Annotated in this window: 19 protein-coding genes; 2 read left to right on the forward strand and 17 right to left on the reverse strand. The window is 64.7% G+C overall.

The features are described from left to right. Positions 1-23 precede the first annotated feature (23 nt). The 3 genes from ntrC to dusB are packed head-to-tail and all read right to left on the reverse strand — an operon-like array spanning position 24 to position 3,639. Positions 24-1,484 carry a nitrogen regulation protein NR(I) gene (gene ntrC, locus LRS09_RS24950; protein ID WP_257809728.1) on the reverse strand — a complete coding sequence of 487 codons (1,461 nt, stop codon included), beginning with the start codon at positions 1,482-1,484 and terminating at the stop codon, positions 24-26. Further along, positions 1,481-2,626, reverse strand: a complete 1,146-nt coding sequence (locus tag LRS09_RS24955; protein WP_257809729.1) for a nitrogen regulation protein NR(II) — start codon at positions 2,624-2,626, stop codon at positions 1,481-1,483. Before LRS09_RS24955 ends, ntrC begins: the two co-directional genes overlap by 4 nt. Beyond that, entirely contained in the window at positions 2,623-3,639 is a 1,017-nt protein-coding gene (dusB, locus tag LRS09_RS24960) for a tRNA dihydrouridine synthase DusB (RefSeq protein ID WP_257809730.1), read from the reverse strand. The genes LRS09_RS24955 and dusB overlap by 4 nt, the downstream gene beginning before the upstream one ends. A gap of 177 nt (positions 3,640-3,816) precedes the next feature. On the opposite strand from dusB, the gene LRS09_RS24965 reads away from it, so the two are divergent. Next, positions 3,817-5,016: a bifunctional 2-C-methyl-D-erythritol 4-phosphate cytidylyltransferase/2-C-methyl-D-erythritol 2,4-cyclodiphosphate synthase gene (locus tag LRS09_RS24965; RefSeq protein ID WP_257809731.1), complete on the forward strand. Its 1,200-nt coding sequence runs from the start codon at positions 3,817-3,819 to the stop codon at positions 5,014-5,016. Continuing rightward, a complete protein-coding gene (locus LRS09_RS24970) occupies positions 5,013-5,501 on the forward strand; it encodes a CinA family protein (RefSeq protein ID WP_257809732.1) in 489 nt (162 codons plus the stop codon). The genes LRS09_RS24965 and LRS09_RS24970 overlap by 4 nt, the downstream gene beginning before the upstream one ends. Before the next feature lie 2 nt (positions 5,502-5,503). Here the strand turns inward: LRS09_RS24970 and LRS09_RS24975 are convergent, their stop codons facing one another. From LRS09_RS24975 to urtE, 14 genes are all read right to left on the reverse strand, one after another. Continuing rightward, positions 5,504-5,836, reverse strand: coding sequence for a hypothetical protein (locus LRS09_RS24975; RefSeq protein WP_257809733.1), 333 nt, complete (start codon positions 5,834-5,836; stop codon positions 5,504-5,506). 45 nt (positions 5,837-5,881) lie between these two features. Further along, the gene (locus LRS09_RS24980; RefSeq protein WP_257809734.1) at positions 5,882-6,364 is read right to left on the reverse strand and encodes a type II toxin-antitoxin system RatA family toxin; all 483 of its coding nucleotides are present in this window, start codon (positions 6,362-6,364) and stop codon (positions 5,882-5,884) included. A gap of 12 nt (positions 6,365-6,376) precedes the next feature. Then, entirely contained in the window at positions 6,377-7,339 is a 963-nt protein-coding gene (lipA, locus tag LRS09_RS24985) for a lipoyl synthase (RefSeq protein WP_257809735.1), read from the reverse strand. A 126-nt stretch (positions 7,340-7,465) separates the two neighbouring features. Further along, positions 7,466-7,726: a GlsB/YeaQ/YmgE family stress response membrane protein gene (locus LRS09_RS24990; protein WP_257810308.1), complete on the reverse strand. Its 261-nt coding sequence runs from the start codon at positions 7,724-7,726 to the stop codon at positions 7,466-7,468. 91 nt (positions 7,727-7,817) lie between these two features. Beyond that, complete coding sequence (locus tag LRS09_RS24995; RefSeq protein ID WP_257809736.1) at positions 7,818-8,096, reverse strand: GlsB/YeaQ/YmgE family stress response membrane protein; 279 nt, start codon at positions 8,094-8,096, stop codon at positions 7,818-7,820. Between the two features lie 31 nt (positions 8,097-8,127). Then, positions 8,128-9,570, reverse strand: coding sequence for a dihydrolipoyl dehydrogenase (gene lpdA, locus LRS09_RS25000; RefSeq protein WP_257809737.1), 1,443 nt, complete (start codon positions 9,568-9,570; stop codon positions 8,128-8,130). A 9-nt stretch (positions 9,571-9,579) separates the two neighbouring features. After that, on the reverse strand, positions 9,580-10,218 hold the full coding sequence (locus LRS09_RS25005) for an SGNH/GDSL hydrolase family protein (protein ID WP_257809738.1): 639 nt from the start codon (positions 10,216-10,218) through the stop codon (positions 9,580-9,582). Then, positions 10,215-10,643 carry a hypothetical protein gene (locus LRS09_RS25010; protein ID WP_257809740.1) on the reverse strand — a complete coding sequence of 143 codons (429 nt, stop codon included), beginning with the start codon at positions 10,641-10,643 and terminating at the stop codon, positions 10,215-10,217. Before LRS09_RS25010 ends, LRS09_RS25005 begins: the two co-directional genes overlap by 4 nt. 9 nt (positions 10,644-10,652) lie before the next feature. Beyond that, a complete protein-coding gene (locus LRS09_RS25015) occupies positions 10,653-12,050 on the reverse strand; it encodes a pyruvate dehydrogenase complex dihydrolipoamide acetyltransferase (RefSeq protein ID WP_257809741.1) in 1,398 nt (465 codons plus the stop codon). Between the two features lie 10 nt (positions 12,051-12,060). Beyond that, on the reverse strand, positions 12,061-13,485 hold the full coding sequence (locus LRS09_RS25020) for a pyruvate dehydrogenase complex E1 component subunit beta (RefSeq protein WP_257809743.1): 1,425 nt from the start codon (positions 13,483-13,485) through the stop codon (positions 12,061-12,063). Between the two features lie 20 nt (positions 13,486-13,505). Next, positions 13,506-13,802 carry a hypothetical protein gene (locus LRS09_RS25025; RefSeq protein ID WP_257809744.1) on the reverse strand — a complete coding sequence of 99 codons (297 nt, stop codon included), beginning with the start codon at positions 13,800-13,802 and terminating at the stop codon, positions 13,506-13,508. Further along, entirely contained in the window at positions 13,803-14,852 is a 1,050-nt protein-coding gene (gene pdhA / locus LRS09_RS25030; RefSeq protein WP_257809746.1) for a pyruvate dehydrogenase (acetyl-transferring) E1 component subunit alpha, read from the reverse strand. A 174-nt stretch (positions 14,853-15,026) separates the two neighbouring features. After that, on the reverse strand, positions 15,027-15,353 hold the full coding sequence (locus LRS09_RS25035) for a septum formation initiator family protein (RefSeq protein WP_257809747.1): 327 nt from the start codon (positions 15,351-15,353) through the stop codon (positions 15,027-15,029). Positions 15,354-15,437: 84 nt separating this feature from the next. Then, positions 15,438-16,133, reverse strand: a complete 696-nt coding sequence (urtE, locus tag LRS09_RS25040) for an urea ABC transporter ATP-binding subunit UrtE (RefSeq protein ID WP_257809749.1) — start codon at positions 16,131-16,133, stop codon at positions 15,438-15,440. Positions 16,134-16,302: the final 169 nt, after the last annotated feature.

A 16,302-nucleotide genomic window follows, 5' to 3' on the forward strand; every position in this document is an offset into this window, starting at 1 on the left:
TCGATGGCAGACCGCGTTTTCCCTCAGGCCTGTCGCGATGTCCGGTACACGTTCACGCCCAGTTCGCGGATCTTCTTGCGCAACGTGTTGCGGTTGAGCCCCAGAAGCTCGGCCGCCCTGATCTGATTGCCGCGCGTCGCCGTCATCGCGGCAAGCACGAGCGGATATTCGACCTCGGCGAGGATGCGCTGATAGAGACCCGGCGGCGGCAGATCGTCGCCGAAGCCGGCAAAATAGTGCTGCAGATAATGTTCCACGGCCTGGCTGACGGAAATGTCGTCCGGCAGGCTGGACGAACTGCCGGCCGGCTGCGGCAGTTCGCCGGTGCGCAGCTCGTGCTCGATGATCTCGGCCGAGATCTCGTCCTGCGGGTAGAGCGCGGCGAGCCGGCGGATCAGGTTCTCCAGCTCGCGCACATTGCCCGGCCAGGGATAGCGCTTCATCAATTCGATGCCCGGGGTCGAGATGCGCTTGGCCGCGAGCCCCTCGTTCTCCGCCTGCTTGAAGAAATGTCGCACGAGGTCGGGAATATCTTCCGAACGCTCCTTGAGCGCCGGCAGGCGCAGCGGCACGACGTTCAGGCGATAGAACAGGTCCTCGCGGAACAGGCCCTGGTTGATCAGCGTGCGCAGGTCCTTGTTGGTCGCGGCGACGATGCGGACATCCGTCTTGATCGGCGTGCGGCCACCGACGGTCGTGTATTCGCCCTGCTGCAGCACGCGCAGCAGCCGCGTCTGGGCCTCCATCGGCATGTCGCCGATCTCGTCAAGGAACAGCGTGCCGCCCTCGGCCTGCTCGAAACGGCCGGTCGAGCGGTTCTGTGCGCCGGTGAAGGCGCCCTTCTCGTGGCCGAACAGTTCCGACTCGATCAGGTCGCGCGGGATCGCGGCCATGTTGATCGCCACGAAGGGTCCGTTGCGGCGGCGGCCGAAGTCGTGCAGCGCGCGCGCCACCAGCTCCTTGCCCGTGCCCGACTCGCCCGAGATCATCACCGTCAGGTCCGTCTGCATCATACGGGCCAGCATGCGGTAGATGTCCTGCATCGCCGCCGAGCGGCCGACCAGCGGCATCGATTCCGGCGGCTCCTCGGCGCGCTCGGCCGTTACGGCCTTCTTGGGCTCGGACAGCGCCCGGTTGACGATGTTGAGCAGTTCGGTGAGGTCGAATGGTTTCGGCAGGTATTCGTAGGCGCCCTTCTCCGAGGCGCGGATCGCGGTCATGAACGTGTTCTGCGCGCTCATGACGATCACCGGCAAGTCCGGGCGCGCCTTCTTGATGCGGGGCAGCATGTCGAACGCGTTCTCGTCCGGCATGACGACGTCCGTGATGACGAGATCGCCTTCGCCAGCCTGTACCCAGCGCCACAGGGTCGCGGCGTTGGAGGTGACGCGCACGTCGTGGCCGACGCGCGAGAGCGCCTGGTTCAGGACGGTGCGGATCGCCGCATCGTCGTCGGCGATGAGGATGCTGCCGCGTGTCGTCATCCGTCGAGACCTCCGTCCGGGTCATTGCCCGCGGGATAAGTGCTTTCTCTCCACGCCGGCATCAGGATGCGGAAGGTCGTTCCGGCGCGGGACGATTCGCATTCGATGATGCCGCCGTGCTCGCCCACGATCTTCGCCACCAGGGCGAGCCCGAGGCCCGAGCCGTTCTGCTTGGTCGTGATGAACGGGTCGAAGAGGATGGGGAGAATGTCTTCCGAAACGCCCGGACCATTGTCCGTAACGCAGAATTCGAGCGGCAGCGAGACGCGATCGGCACTCCCCGGCACCGAGAGGCGCATGCCGGGCCGGAACGCCGTCGACAGTTTGATTTCGCCCTTCGGGTCCGATCCGATCGCCTCGGCGGCGTTCTTCACCAGATTGAGGAACACCTGCACGAGCTGGTCGCGATTGGCGAAGACAGGCGGCAGGCTGGGATCGTATTCCTCGACGATCTTGATGCGGCTGGCGAAACCGTTCCTGGCGATCGCCTTGACGCGGTCGAGCACGGCATGGATGTTGACCGCCGATCGCTCGATCGGCCGCTCGTCGGAGAATATCTCCATCCGGTCGACCAGCGAGACGATGCGGTCGGTCTCCTCGGTGATCAGCCGCGTCAGCGTCCGGTCCTCGTCCGGCACGACCGTTTCGAGAAGCTGGGCGGCACCGCGGATACCGGAGAGCGGGTTCTTGATCTCGTGCGCAAGCATGGCCGCGAGACCGGTCACAGAGCGCGCAGCCCCTCGATGGGTCATCTGGCGGTCGATCTTCTCGGCCATCGAGCGTTCCTGGAACATGATGACGACCGAACCCGGGATCTCGACCACCGGCGCGACGTAGATATCGACGATCTTGTCGGGACCAATGCGCGGCGAGGAAATGTCGACGCGGTATTCGTTCACCGCCGCCTTGCGCTCGCGCACCTGCTCGACCAGCGTCAGCAGCGGACTGCCGAACGGCACGAAATGGTCCAGCGTATTGCGCGATAGGATCACCGCGCTCGCCTTGAAGAAATCCTCGGCGTCGGCATTGGCGAAGGAGATGCGGCCGTCGGGACCTACCATGATGACCGGATGGCGGATCGTGTTGAGGACGATCTGTGCCGAATCCAATTGTGACTTGCGAGACGAGGCGGGCGCGGTCATGCGGCTATCTCCATGCCGCCGGTCGCGGCTTCGGCCAGCGCCCGCCGCAGGCTCTGTTTCACGGCCGCCGGATCGGTTCCGGTCATGATCGTTGACCGCAGCGCATCGGGCACCTGGGGCACATGGCGGTCGAGATACCAGCCGAGATGCTTGCGCGCGTGCCGCACGCCGGTCGCGGCGCCGTAATGCGCGAGCATGTCGTCGTAGTGACCCAGAACGTAGTCGCGAAGCTCTTGAGGCGAATCCGGCGCGGATGCACGCCCATTGCCACCTGCAATCTCTCCGGCCAGCCACGGCGCGCCATAATGGCCGCGGCCGATCATCACCGCATCGGCGCCAGATTGTTCGAGGATCGCGGCGGCATCGTGCGCCGAACAGACGTCGCCATTCGCCACGACGGGGATGGATACGGCCTGCTTGACCGAAGCGATCGCCGACCAGTCAGCACGGCCGGTGTAGAACTGGCAGCGCGTGCGGCCGTGGATGGTGACCATACGGACGCCGGCCTGCTCGGCGCGGCGGGCGATCTGCGGCGCGTTGATCGTCTGGTCGTCCCAGCCGAGGCGCATCTTCACCGTCACCGGGACGGCTACGGCGGACACCACGGCGTCGATCAGCGCCAGCGCATGGTCCGGCTCCCGCATCAATGCCGATCCGCAATAGCCGCCGGTCACTTTCTTCGCAGGGCAGCCCATGTTGATGTCGATGATGTCGGCGCCCTCGCCGGCCGCGATTCGCGCGCCTTCGGCCAGCCAGTGGGCGTCGCGGCCCGCGAGCTGCACCATATGCGGTCCAATGCCGGTCCGGCTGATGCGCCGCGTCGATTCTTCGTTGCGCTTGGCGAGCTCGCCGCTCGCGACCATCTCGGACACCACGAGGCCGGCCCCGTGCGCATAGGCGCGCTCACGGAACGGGCGGTCGGTGACGCCGGACATCGGGGCGAGGAACACCCGGTTGCGGAGCCTCACGCCACCGATGTCGATCGGCTCGGCGAGAGAGTTTGGAAGCTGCATGCACAAAAACCGGGCAACTTTTCTGACTGCTTAGTCTCTAGACATGTTTGCAGCGCGGCGCAACGGGCAAGTGCTGCGATTTGTGCATGGGCAGCCCTGAAACCGTCAGGGCTCTGGTCAAGCCGGATGGCGTGGCTTATCCGAAAGCCCAGTCCAGAAATGTGGCAACGCGTCCATATGACAGAGAATTCCGAAATCGCCGTCGTCATCGTCGCCGCCGGCCGGGGCGAACGGGCGGGCAGCCCGCAGGCGGGACCCAAGCAATACCGCACGATCGGCGGCGAGCCGGTCATCCGCCATACGATTCGCCGCTTCGTCGGCCATCCCGCGATCGGCCGGATCGTCGTCGCGATCCATGGCGACGACAGCGAGCTTTTCGCAGACGCGGCCGCCGAGCATCGCGACCGCGTCAGCGCCGTCATCGGCGGCGCGAGCCGGCAGGAGTCCACCCTGCTGGCCCTGCGCAAACTCTCGGCCGATCCGCCCGGACTGGTGCTGATCCATGATGCAGTGAGGCCCTTTGCCGACGACGATCTGATCGACCGGGTCGTGCGCGCCGCCTCGATGGGCCAGGGCGCCCTTCCCGCTCTAGCCGTGACGGATACGCTCAAGAAGGACATGGTCGAGGGCCTGGTGACCGTCGACCGCAACGGCCTGCACGCCGCGCAGACACCGCAGGGATTTCCCTTCGAACAGATCCTCGCCGCGCACGAGGCCGCCCATCGCTCGGGCCGCACCGACTTCACCGACGACGCCTCCATCGCCGAGTGGGCGGGGCTTCCGGTACGCCTCGTCCTGGGTTCTCCCGATAACTTCAAACTGACCTATCCGCGGGATCTCGCCATGGCCGACGAAAAGCTCAATCGCGACAAGCTCGCATTTCCAGACGTGCGGACGGGCAACGGTTACGACGTTCACGCCTTCGAACCGGGCGACGCGGTCTTCCTGTGCGGCGTGCGCATTGCGCATGACAGGAAGCTTTCCGGTCATTCGGATGCCGACGTGGGTCTGCACGCGCTCACCGACGCGCTGCTGGCGACCTGCGGCGCGGGCGATATCGGCACCCACTTCCCGCCGTCGGATCCGCAATGGCGAGGTGCTGCCTCGCGAATCTTCGTCGAACATGCGGCCTCGATCGTCCGCGCCAAGGGCGGCCGCATCGCCAATGCGGACATCACACTGATCTGCGAGGCGCCGCGCGTTGGCCCGCACCGCACCGCGATGACGGCGGAACTGTCTTCGATGCTCGGCATTTCAGGGGACAGGATCTCGATCAAGGCAACCACCAACGAGCGGCTGGGCTTCATCGGCCGCGAGGAGGGCATCGCGGCGATCGCGACCGCCAGCGTCGTCTATCCAGGGAGCCTGCCAGAATGACCGACCGCGCCGCGCTTGCCCGCACCTTCCTCGAAGCCTGCAAGGACCGCGGCATTCTCGTCGCCACCGCCGAATCCTGCACAGGCGGCGGCATCATCGCGCTGATGACGGACATGCCGGGCTCTTCCAGCATGGTCGACCGCGGCTTCGTCACCTATTCGAACGAGGCGAAGATGGACATGCTGGACGTGCGCAAGGAGACGCTCGACCGGTACGGCGCGGTGTCCGAAGAGACCGCGCGCGAGATGGCCGACGGCGCGCTGGCGCATTCGCGCGCGGGCATCACGCTTGCCGTGACCGGCATCGCCGGGCCGGACGGCGGGTCCGACGAAAAGCCCGTTGGGCTCGTCTGGTTTGGGGTAGCCTGCAAAGGCAAGCCGACGCGAACGGAGAAACGGATTTTCCAGAATCTCGGCCGGGACTACATCCGGCGCGAGACGGTCGAGACCGCGCTCAAACTCGGGCTGGATGCCTTGGGCAACTAGTCTCAGACGACCAATTCGATCACGAATCTGCGCCCCTTTCCGCCGGGTGGCGGCATCATGCGCGGCAAACTGCGGAACTTGCGCTCGACCATCTTGCGCAAATTGACGCTCGCATTCGACCCGGAGGCATCGACCTTCCCAATCCGGCCATTGGCGTCGACCGTGAAAACAATCCGCAGCACCTTTACTCCGGCCGTCGTGGCGGCGGCCCGGAGCTCTCGGTCCGCCTTCAATGAGGACACGCAACGGTGGACCAGGCTCGCATAGTCCTCCAGTGCGCGCGCCGGGACCGCGAGCGCGAGAACGAAGCAAAGCGCGGCTGCTGCAATCCGCATGAAACCCTCCGACGTCGCATCACTTTGCAGATGTCGAGGAGGCGGTCAAATCGCGGACGGTCGGCTCACCACGGCGGCAGGACGGCCATAAATCTCGTCGGCACGCTTTTCGAAAGCGCCGGCGAAGGTACGGAATGCGCGGTCGAAGACGGCTCCCATCAGGGCACCCAGCATGCGGCTCTTGAATTCGTAGTCGATATCGAAGCCGATATCGCAGCCGCCGGCAGGCGCCTGTCTGAACGTCCACAGGTTGCGCAGATATTTGAACGGGCCGTCGATGTATTTGACGTCGATGACAAGGTCGTCGGGCTTGAGCACGACCTGGCTGGTGAAGGTTTCGCGGATCGCCTTGTAGCCGACGCTCATGTCGGCGATCAGCAGCGTGACGCCGTCACGCTCCTTGCGCGAGCGGACGCTGAGCGCCTCGCACATCGGCAGGAACAGCGGATATTTCTCCACGTCCGCGACGAGCGCGAACATCTGCTCGGGCGTATAGGAAACGCGCCTGACCGTATCGAACTTCGGCATTTTGTCTCGTCGTCAAGCCTTGCGGGCAAGCTGTGCATCGCGCGCTGCGCGCAGCCGGGCGAAATCCTCTCCGGCATGATGCGAGGAGCGCGTCAGCGGGCTTGCCGCCACGACAAGGAAGCCCTTCGAATAGGCGACCGTCTCGTAGGAGCGAAACTCGTCCGGCGTGACGAACGCCTTGACCGGATGGTGCTTTTTCGACGGCTGCAGATACTGTCCGATCGTGATGAAATCGACGTCGGCCGAGCGCAGATCGTCCATCAGCTGCAGCACCTCATTGCGCTCCTCGCCGAGCCCGACCATGATGCCGGACTTGGTGAAGATCGACGGGTCGAGCTCCTTCACCCGCTGCAACAACCGCACCGAGTGGAAATAGCGCGCGCCGGGACGAACCGTCAGATAGTTAGACGGCACGGTCTCGAGGTTGTGGTTGAACACGTCGGGTTTCGCGGCGACGACCACCTCGAGCGCGCCTTCCTTGCGCAGAAAGTCGGGCGTGAGGATCTCGATCGTCGTGCCCGGCGCTGCCTGTCGGATCGCTCGGATCGTCTCGGCGAAGTGCTCCGCACCGCCGTCGTCCAGGTCGTCACGGTCGACGGACGTGATGACGACATGCGTGAGACCCATCTGTGCGACAGCGCGGCCGACGCTTTCCGGCTCGGAACGATCCAGCGCATAGGGCTTGCCCGTCGCCACATTGCAGAACGAACAGGCGCGCGTGCAGATCTCGCCCATGATCATGAAGGTGGCGTGCTTCTTATCCCAGCACTCACCGATGTTCGGGCAACCGGCCTCCTCACACACTGTGACCAGCTTGTTGGAGCGCACGATCTCGCGCGTCTCTGCATAGCCGCGCGATGTCGGCGCCTTGACTCGGATCCAGTCGGGCTTGCGCATCACCTCCTGGTCGGGGCGATGCGCCTTTTCCGGATGCCGCAGGCGCGGCTTGGCGATCATATCGAGGACGGTGACCATGATGCTCCCGGTCGCGATTCCAGCGTTGCCGGCCGAGCCGGCACACTCGATACTTAGGCGCAACGGGACAAAAGCGAAAGGCCGCCGAGGCGAATGCCTCCGCGGCCTTTATGCATGGCTCTTCGCTTATGCGGCGCTGCGTCTGAACATGCGGCCGATGGCGATCAGAATGCAGGCACCGATAAAGCCGGCGATCAGATAGCCGACCCAGCCCCCCAGTGCGATGCCGAACACACCCAGAAGCGCATTCGCTACGATCGCGCCGACGATGCCGAGGACGATATTCATCAGCACGCCCATGTTGCTCTTCATGAACATCTCGGCCAACCAGCCGGCAATGCCGCCAATGATGATGGCTGCGATCCAGCCAACGCCTGCGTCTTCCATGAGATTCTCCAGTCTATGCCCGGCGACAACCGCCGCAGCTACAACGCTGCGGTCGGCAGGGGGTTCCGGCGACTGGAACGGCGCCAAACAGTCAACGCGCTCCTTGAGCCCTGCCCCATATCCACAGGATAACAATTGCGCCCGCGATGGCGACCACGAGGTTTCCGAGGAAGCCGTTGAAGGTGACGCCGAGCACCCCGGCAAGTGTCCCGCCGACGAACGAACCCGCGATCCCGACGAGGATGTTGGTCAGCACGCCATGGTCGCGGTTCATGGTCCGCTCGGCGACATAGCCGGCCAAAAAGCCGATCACCAGCATGCCCAGGAAGCCCACGCCGGGCATGGAGAGGATACCGTAGGATGGTTCCATAGCCTGTCCTCCAATGCGGCCCCGGCCGCGGTCAGATGTTCAGTGCCTTTCCATAAGCGTCGAGCACGCTTTCCTTCATCGTCTCCGACAGCGTCGGGTGCGGGAAGATCGTGTGCATCAGCTCTTCCTCGGTCGTCTCCAGGTTCATGGCGACAACGAACCCCTGGATCAGCTCGGTCACCTCGGCGCCGACCATATGCGCGCCCAGAAGCTGGCCGGTCTTCTTGTCGAACACCGTCTTGACCAGGCCCTGGTCCTCGCCGAGCGCGACAGCCTTGCCATTGGCGACGAAGGGGAAGCGGCCGACGCGGATGTCGTAGCCCTTCTCCTTTGCCTTCGCCTCGGTGAGGCCGACGGACGCGACCTGCGGGTTGCAGTAGGTGCAGCCCGGCACCAGCAGCCGGTCGAGCGGATGGGGATGAAGGCCGGCAATCTTCTCGACGCAGACCACGCCCTCGTGCTCTGCCTTGTGCGCCAGCATCGGCGGGCCCGCGACATCGCCGATGGCGTAGATGCCCGGCACGCTGGTGCGGCAGTAGTCGTCGATCTTGACGACGCCGCGCTCGGTGACGACGCCCACGGCCTCCAGGCCGATGTTCTCGATGTTCGCCTGCACGCCGACGGCCGAGATCAGCCGGTCGGCGGTCAGCTTCTCGACCTTGCCGTCCTTGGTCTCGATGTGGGCGGTGACGGAATTCGCGCCCTTCTCGACCTTTGTCACCTTCGCCTCGAGGATGAACTTCATCCCCTGCTTCTCGAAGCGCTTCTGCGCGAATTTCGAGATCTCGGCATCCTCCACCGGCATGACGTTGGCCATCAGTTCGACCACGGTCACGTCGACGCCCATGGTGCGATAGAAGCTCGCAAACTCGATGCCGATCGCGCCCGATCCCATGACGATCAGCGACTTGGGCATCTGCGGCGGCGTCATCGCCTCGAAATAGGTCCAGATCAGCTTGCCGTCGGGCTCGATGCCGGGCAGCGCGCGCGGCCGGGCGCCGGTGGCGATGATGATGTGCTTGGCGGAATAGGTACCCTCGCCCTTGGTGTTCTTGGGCGGCGGCACCTGGGGCTCCATAGGCTTCTTCGTCGTCTTCGCCACGACGATCTCGCCCGGCTTGGTGATCTTCGCCTCGCCCCAGATCACGTCGACCTTGTTCTTCTTCATCAGGATGCCGACCCCGCCGTTCATCCGCGCCGCGATCCCGCGCGAGCGCTCGACGACGGCCTTGAGATCGGCCGAGATCTTGCCTTCGATCGTCAGGCCATAGTCCTTGGCATGTTCGGCATAGTGCATGATCTCGGCCGAGCGCAGCAGCGCCTTGGTCGGGATACAGCCCCAGTTGGAACAGATGCCGGCCAGGTGCTCGCGTTCGACAATGGCCGTCTTCAGGCCAAGCTGGGCTGAGCGGATCGCCGCGACATAGCCGCCGGGACCGGCCCCGATGATGATCACGTCATAGGATTCAGCCATGTCACTCTCCTAAAGTCCCAGCATCACGCGCACGATCGGCTCTAGGCCGCGACCGATCGCGCGAGTGTTAGCCGCGTCGAGATGCACTCCGTCCAGCGGCGAGGCCTTGGCCACGGACGCCGCGTCGAAGAAGCCGCAGCCGGTCAGGTCCGCGAGGTCCGAATAGAGGCTCGCCAGCATGGTCGACTGTTCGAGTCCCGGCCCGAACATGGCGGCAAACTCAGGGTCTCCGGTCTCGCACAAGGGTGGCGGCGAGACCAACAGGATATCAGGCGCATCCTCGCCCATCGGATAGGCATGGCCGCGGATGATATCGATTAGCCGCTGCATCCCCTGCTTGGCGGCGATCGCGCGGCCGGCGATCCACGGCTTCATGTCATTGGCGCCGAGGAAGAGGATCACGAGGTCGACCGGCGAATGTGTGGTGAGGATCGTCGGCAGCAGCCGTGCGCCGTTGCGGTCTGCAGCGCCAAGGTGGTCGTCAAAGGCCGTGGTGCGGCCGTTCAGCCCCTCGGCGATAACCGTGACCTGCGCCCCGAGCCCTGCCTGCAGTACACTCGGCCACCGGTTCTCGAAGGCATGGCGGCCGGGGCCGTCGGGATCGTATCCCCAGGTGAGCGAGTCGCCATAGCAGAGGACGGTTTTCATGCGGACGCTCCCGGGCCTCTGCCGAACAGCATTTGCGACTGCACCGGCCGCGACCGCAAGCGGAAGATCAGCCATTGGACGAGCACAACCGCCACGATGCTGCCGAAGACACCGATGTAGAGCTGGACACCGCGCCAGGCCGCAGCAAGCGAGCCGCTAACGAAGATCTCGAACACCGACAGTGCCGCAAACAACAAAGCCAGCAGCCCGATCGTGGCGAAGCAGACGCGGTTGATCGCCAGTGCAGGCACTGGCCGGGTGGAGGCGACCAGGAAAACGACCGCCACGACCAGTCCCGCCAGCGGGATCGCCATGAAGGCGAGGATAAAACTCTCGTCGCCCCTCGCCCAGTCTGCGATCAGGGTCGCGGCCGCCGATCCACCCAGCCAGGACAGGATCAATGCAAGGACGACGGTGACGACCAAGCGCATCGCCTAGACCAGCATCGCCATCGGATTCTCGATGTATCGCTTGAAGGCGACCGCGAATTCGGCACCGAGCGCGCCGTCGATGACGCGGTGGTCGAAGGCGAAGGTGGCGGTCATCACGGTCGCGATGGCGACCTGCTTGTCCTTCACCACCGGCTTCTCGATGCCGGCGCCGATCGAGACGATCGAAGCATGCGGCGGGTTGATGATCGAGGTGAAGTTCGACACGCCGAACATGCCGAGGTTCGACACCGCGGTGGAGCCGCCCTGGTATTCTTCAGGCTTCAGCTTCTTGTCGCGGGCGCGCTTGGCGAGATCCTTCATCTCGTTGGAGATGACGGACAGCGTCTTCTGATCGGCCTTGCGCACGATCGGGGTGATCAGCCCGTCGGGGATGGCGACCGCCACACCGACATCAGCGCTCTTGTGCAGCACGCGGGCGGAACTGGTCCAGCTCGCATTTGCCATCGGCACGTCGCGCAGTGCGAGCGCCATCGCCTTGATGATGAAGTCGTTGACCGACAGCTTGAAGGCGGGAACGTCGCCCTTTTCGGTCTTGGTTGTCGGCGCGGACTTGTTGATTTCCTCGCGCAGCTTGAGCAGCGCGTCGAGCGTGCAGTCCATCGACAGGAAATAGGCCGGGATCGTCTGGTGTGATTCCGTGAGCCGGCTCGCGATCGTCTTGCGCATATTGTCATGCGGCTTGAGTTCATACGAGCCTTCGGCGAAGAACTTGAGCACCGCATCGTCGGACAGGGGTTTCGCAGCGGGAGCAGCCGCAGCCGGGGCACCGGCCTGTGCGGCGGCAGCAGGGGTTGCCATCTTCGCGCCGCCACCGGCGACAGCTGCCTCGACATCCGCCTTGACGACGCGCCCATGTGGGCCGGAGCCTTGGATCGCCGAAACATCCACGCCGGCGTCCTTCGCGATGCGCCGGGCGAGCGGCGAGGCGAACGTGCGCTCACCGGACGAAGCGGCCGGCGCAGGAGCGCTCTCCGACTTCGCCGTAGGGGCTTCCGCCTTGGAGGCTTCGGTCTTCGGAGCCTCGGTTCTGGACGGCTCCGACTTCGCAGCCTCGGTTGTCGTCTTGGCCTCTTCCTTCTTCGCCTCGGCCTTGGCCGGCGCGGCATCGCCGCCCTTCGCCGCGGCAGAGGCGTCTTCCCCCTCGCCTGCGAGGATCGCGATCACCGCGTTGACCTTCACGCCCTCGGTGCCAGCCGGCACGACGAGTTTCGCGATCGTGCCCTCTTCGACTGCTTCCACTTCCATCGTCGCCTTGTCGGTCTCGATCTCCGCGATCACGTCGCCCGGCGAAACCTTGTCGCCTTCCTTGACCAGCCACTTGGCGAGATTGCCCTCCTCCATCGTGGGCGAGAGGGCCGGCATGGTGATGTTGATGGGCATGACGCGCTCCTCAGCTCTTGTAGGTGACCGCCTTCACCGCCTCGATCACCTCGCCGACATTCGGCAAAGCGAGCTTTTCGAGGTTGGCGGCGTAAGGCATCGGCACGTCCTTGCCGGCGACGGTGATGACGGGCGCGTCGAGATAGTCGAAGGCGCGCTGCGACACCTGGTTGGCGATGAAGTCGCCGACCGAAGACTGCGGGAAGCCCTCTTCCACCACAACGAGCCGGTTGGTCTTCTTCACCGACGCGATCACCGTGTCGAGGTCCATCGGGCGGATGGTGCGCAGATCGATGATCTCGGCGTCGATGCCGAGCTTGGCGAGTTCCGGCTCGGCCTTGACCAGATAGGTCATGCCGATGCCGAAGGAGACCAGCGTCACGTCCTTGCCCGGCTTGTGGATGCGCGCCTTGCCGATCGGCAGCACGAAATCGTCGAGCTTCGGCACGTCGAAGGTCTGGCCGTAGAGAATCTCGTTTTCGAGGAAGATCACCGGGTTCGGGTCTCGGATCGCAGCCTTGAGCAGGCCCTTGGCGTCGGCGGCCGTGTAGGGCTGCACCACCTTGAGGCCGGGGATATGACTGTACCAGGCGGCATAATCCTGGCTGTGCTGGGCTGCGACGCGGGCGGCAGCACCGTTCGGTCCACGGAACACGATCGGCGCGCCCATCTGGCCGCCCGACATGTAGAGCGTCTTGGCGGCCGAATTGACGATCTGGTCGATCGCCTGCATTGCGAAGTTGAAGGTCATGAACTCGACGATCGGCTTGAGACCAGCCATGGCGGCGCCCACGCCAACGCCGGCAAAGCCGTGCTCGGTGATCGGGGTGTCGACCACGCGTTTGGCGCCGAACTCCTGCAGCAGGCCTTGCGTGATCTTGTAGGCGCCCTGGTATTCGGCGACCTCCTCGCCCATGATGAAGACGTCCGGATCGCGGCGCATTTCCTCGGCCATCGCGTCGCGGAGCGCCTCGCGCACGGTGGTCGGGACCATTTCCGTGCCCGCCGGAACATCCGGATCGGCAGCGGCTTCGACCTTCGGCGCGGCAGGAATCTTTGCCGTCTCCTTTTCCACGACGGGCTCCTGCGAAGCCTCGCGTGCCTTGCCGCCTGCATCTTCGGCGGGCACAGGCTCTGCCTTGGCCTCGGCCTTCGGCGGCGCCTTAGTGGTGCCGATGTCGCCAGCGCTCTCGCCGTCCTGTAGCAGCACGGCGATCGGCGTGTTGACCTTGACGCCCTCGGTGCCCGCCTCGATCAGGATCTTGCCGAGCGTGCCCTCGTCGACCGCCTCGACCTCCATCGTCGCCTTGTCAGTCTCGATTTCGGCGATGACGTCGCCTGCGACGACCTTGTCGCCCTCCTTCTTCAGCCACTTGGCGAGGTTGCCCTCCTCCATGGTCGGCGAGAGCGCGGGCATCAGGATTTCGATCGGCATGATCAATCAACTCCGGAAGGTCAGGCTGCGGGACCGGATTGCAGCTTGAACGCCACGCCGAGGGCGGCGGCGGCGATCACGCATCCGAAAAACACAATGAAGGCATAGGCGTAGCGGTTGCAGTGCAAGAGAGCGGCAGGGCCGGAGCGTTCACCGATCCGCGCGAAGTTCATGCTGTGCATGTCGCGAAGGGTCGCAAGCTTGTCGCCCTTCTGCGCGAGCCGCAGCGCCGCAAGGGCGTTCCAGGCTGCGACAAGCCAGGCGCCGGCGGCAACCACGACAAGCAGGGTGATAGCCACCTGCAACATGGCGGCCACTCAGTTTTCGACGTAGATGTCGGTGTAAAGCTCGGAGACGTCCGGCTCCGGATCGGATTGCGCGAAGTCGGCCGCGTCCGCGACAATGTCGCGAACCTCCTTGTCGATCGCCTTCAGGTCGTCTTCGGAGGCCCATTTCTTGTCCCCGAGCCGCGCCTTGACCTGTTCGATCGGATCGTGCTCGGAGCGCATTTTCTGCACTTCGTCCTTGGAGCGGTATTTCGCCGGGTCGGACATGGAGTGGCCGCGATAGCGGTAGGTCTGCATCTCGAGGATGACCGGCCCCTTGCCGGAACGGCACCATTCGGTGGCCATGTCGCCCGCCGCCTTGACGGCGCGGACGTCCATGCCGTCAACCTGAATGCCCGGGATGCGGAAGGAGATACCGCGATGCGAGAAATCGGTCTCTGCCGACGATCGCTGCACCGACGTGCCCATGGCATAACGGTTGTTCTCGATGACGTAGATTACCGGCAGCTTCCACAGCGAGGCCATGTTGAAGCTCTCGTAGACCTGGCCCTGGTTGGCCGCGCCGTCGCCGAAATAGGTGAGGCAGACATTGCCGTTCTCGCGATAGCGGTTGGCGAAGGCGAGGCCGGTGCCGAGCGACACCTGCGCGCCGACGATGCCGTGGCCGCCGTAAAAGTTCTTTTCCTTGGAGAACATGTGCATCGAGCCGCCCTTGCCCTTGGACAGACCTCCCCGGCGCCCGGTGAGCTCGGCCATGACGCCGCGCGGCGACAGTTCCATCGCCAGCATGTGGCCGTGATCGCGATAGGCGGTGATCATCTGGTCGCCCTCGATGAGCGACATCTTGAGGCCGGTGACCACCGCCTCCTGGCCGATATAGAGATGGCAGAAGCCGCCGATGAAGCCCATGCCGTAGAGCTGGCCCGCCTTCTCCTCGAAACGGCGGATGAGCAGCATGTCGCGATAGGCGCGCAGTTCCTCGTCCTTGGTGAAATCCGCGGGCTTCGGCGCCTTCGGTTGCGACAACGCGCCGGATTCGGACTTCGATTTAGCAGAGGCTTTGCGGGCGGCTACGGCCATCGACTACTCCCTGGACTGTCTCTTGGCGGACATGACGGGAGCTCGTCTCCGACACCCCCGTTTCAGGATACCGTAGCACAGCGCCTCACGTTCGGCCATGCCCAATCGCGCACAGCCGCATTGAAATCAAGCATTTGATTTCAAAGACGAAATTCAGAATAAACTGGAATTCAGTTAATGACTATTTCGGTCCGATCTAATGATCATGACCTCGTCCTTGGCGGTCAGGTTCAGCGCGCGGCGCGCCTGCTCGTCCAGCATGTCCTTCTCGATCGTGCCGTCTTGGAGCAACAGTCCCCGGGCCTCGAGCGCATGCCGCTCGCCGCGAAGGCCGGCGAGCTTCGCCTCGAGTTCGGCCTTGCGGTCGACGAGCTGGTAGCTGGAATAGATGCCGAATTCGCCGTGCCAGGCGTGGAAGCCGAAATAGGACAGGAACACGGTTGCGAGGGCTGGCACGATCAGGGCGCCGCTGCGCCGTTTCTTCCTCTGCTTCGTCCACATGCCGCGAATCCATACTTGCGCCGTCAAAGGCAAGGATGGACCCGTCATGCTTAAGGCGCGGTTACCGGCGCTGCGAAACCGCGCTCAGACGGTGAGGAAGCGGCGTACTTCAGGCTTGTCGAGATCCTCGGCCGGCCCGGTGTGCACGATCACGCCGCGGTCCATGATGTTCACCTCGTCGGCGAGCTCGCGGCAGAAATCGAGATACTGTTCGACCAGCAGGATGGCGATGCCCGCCTGGTCGCGCAGGAAGCGGATGGCGCGGCCGATGTCCTTGATGATCGACGGCTGGATGCCTTCGGTCGGCTCATCGAGCACGAGCAGCTTCGGCCGCGTCACCAGCGCGCGACCGATCGCGAGCTGCTGCTGCTGACCGCCCGAAAGGTCGCCGCCGCGCCGGCCGAGCATGTCCTTCAGCACCGGAAACAGGTCGAAGACATAGTCCGGGATGTTGCGGTCGCCCCGCTTCACCGGCGCATAGCCCGTCTCGAGGTTCTCCTTCACCGTCAGCAACGGAAACACCTCGCGCCCCTGCGGCACGAAAGCGATGCCCGACCGGGCGCGGTCATACGCCGCGCTCCGGTCGAGCGCCTTCCCCTCGAAGGCAATCGTTCCACTCGTCAGCCGGTGATGGCCGACGATGGATCTCATCAAACTGGTCTTGCCGACACCGTTGCGGCCGAGCACGCAGGTGATCTTGCCGCCCGCCGCCGTCAGCGACACGCCGCGCAGCGCCTGGGCTGCGCCGTAGTGGAGCGTGGCGTCGCGCACCTCAAGCATGGTGTCGCTCCGCGCCGCGCCCGAAACGTCCCTGGTCCCCCTCCTCCCCCGAAACGGGGGAGGCTGGCATCGCCAGACGGAGGGGGTTCGGGAAAAGGATTGGCAGGGATTCCATGCTGCGCGCCAGCGCCCACAGAAGCTGCGCGCCATCGACCGGCGTCGGCTCGGT

It is taken from the genome of Mesorhizobium sp. J428, from assembly GCF_024699925.1.
Classification (GTDB): Bacteria; Pseudomonadota; Alphaproteobacteria; order Rhizobiales; family Rhizobiaceae; genus Mesorhizobium_A.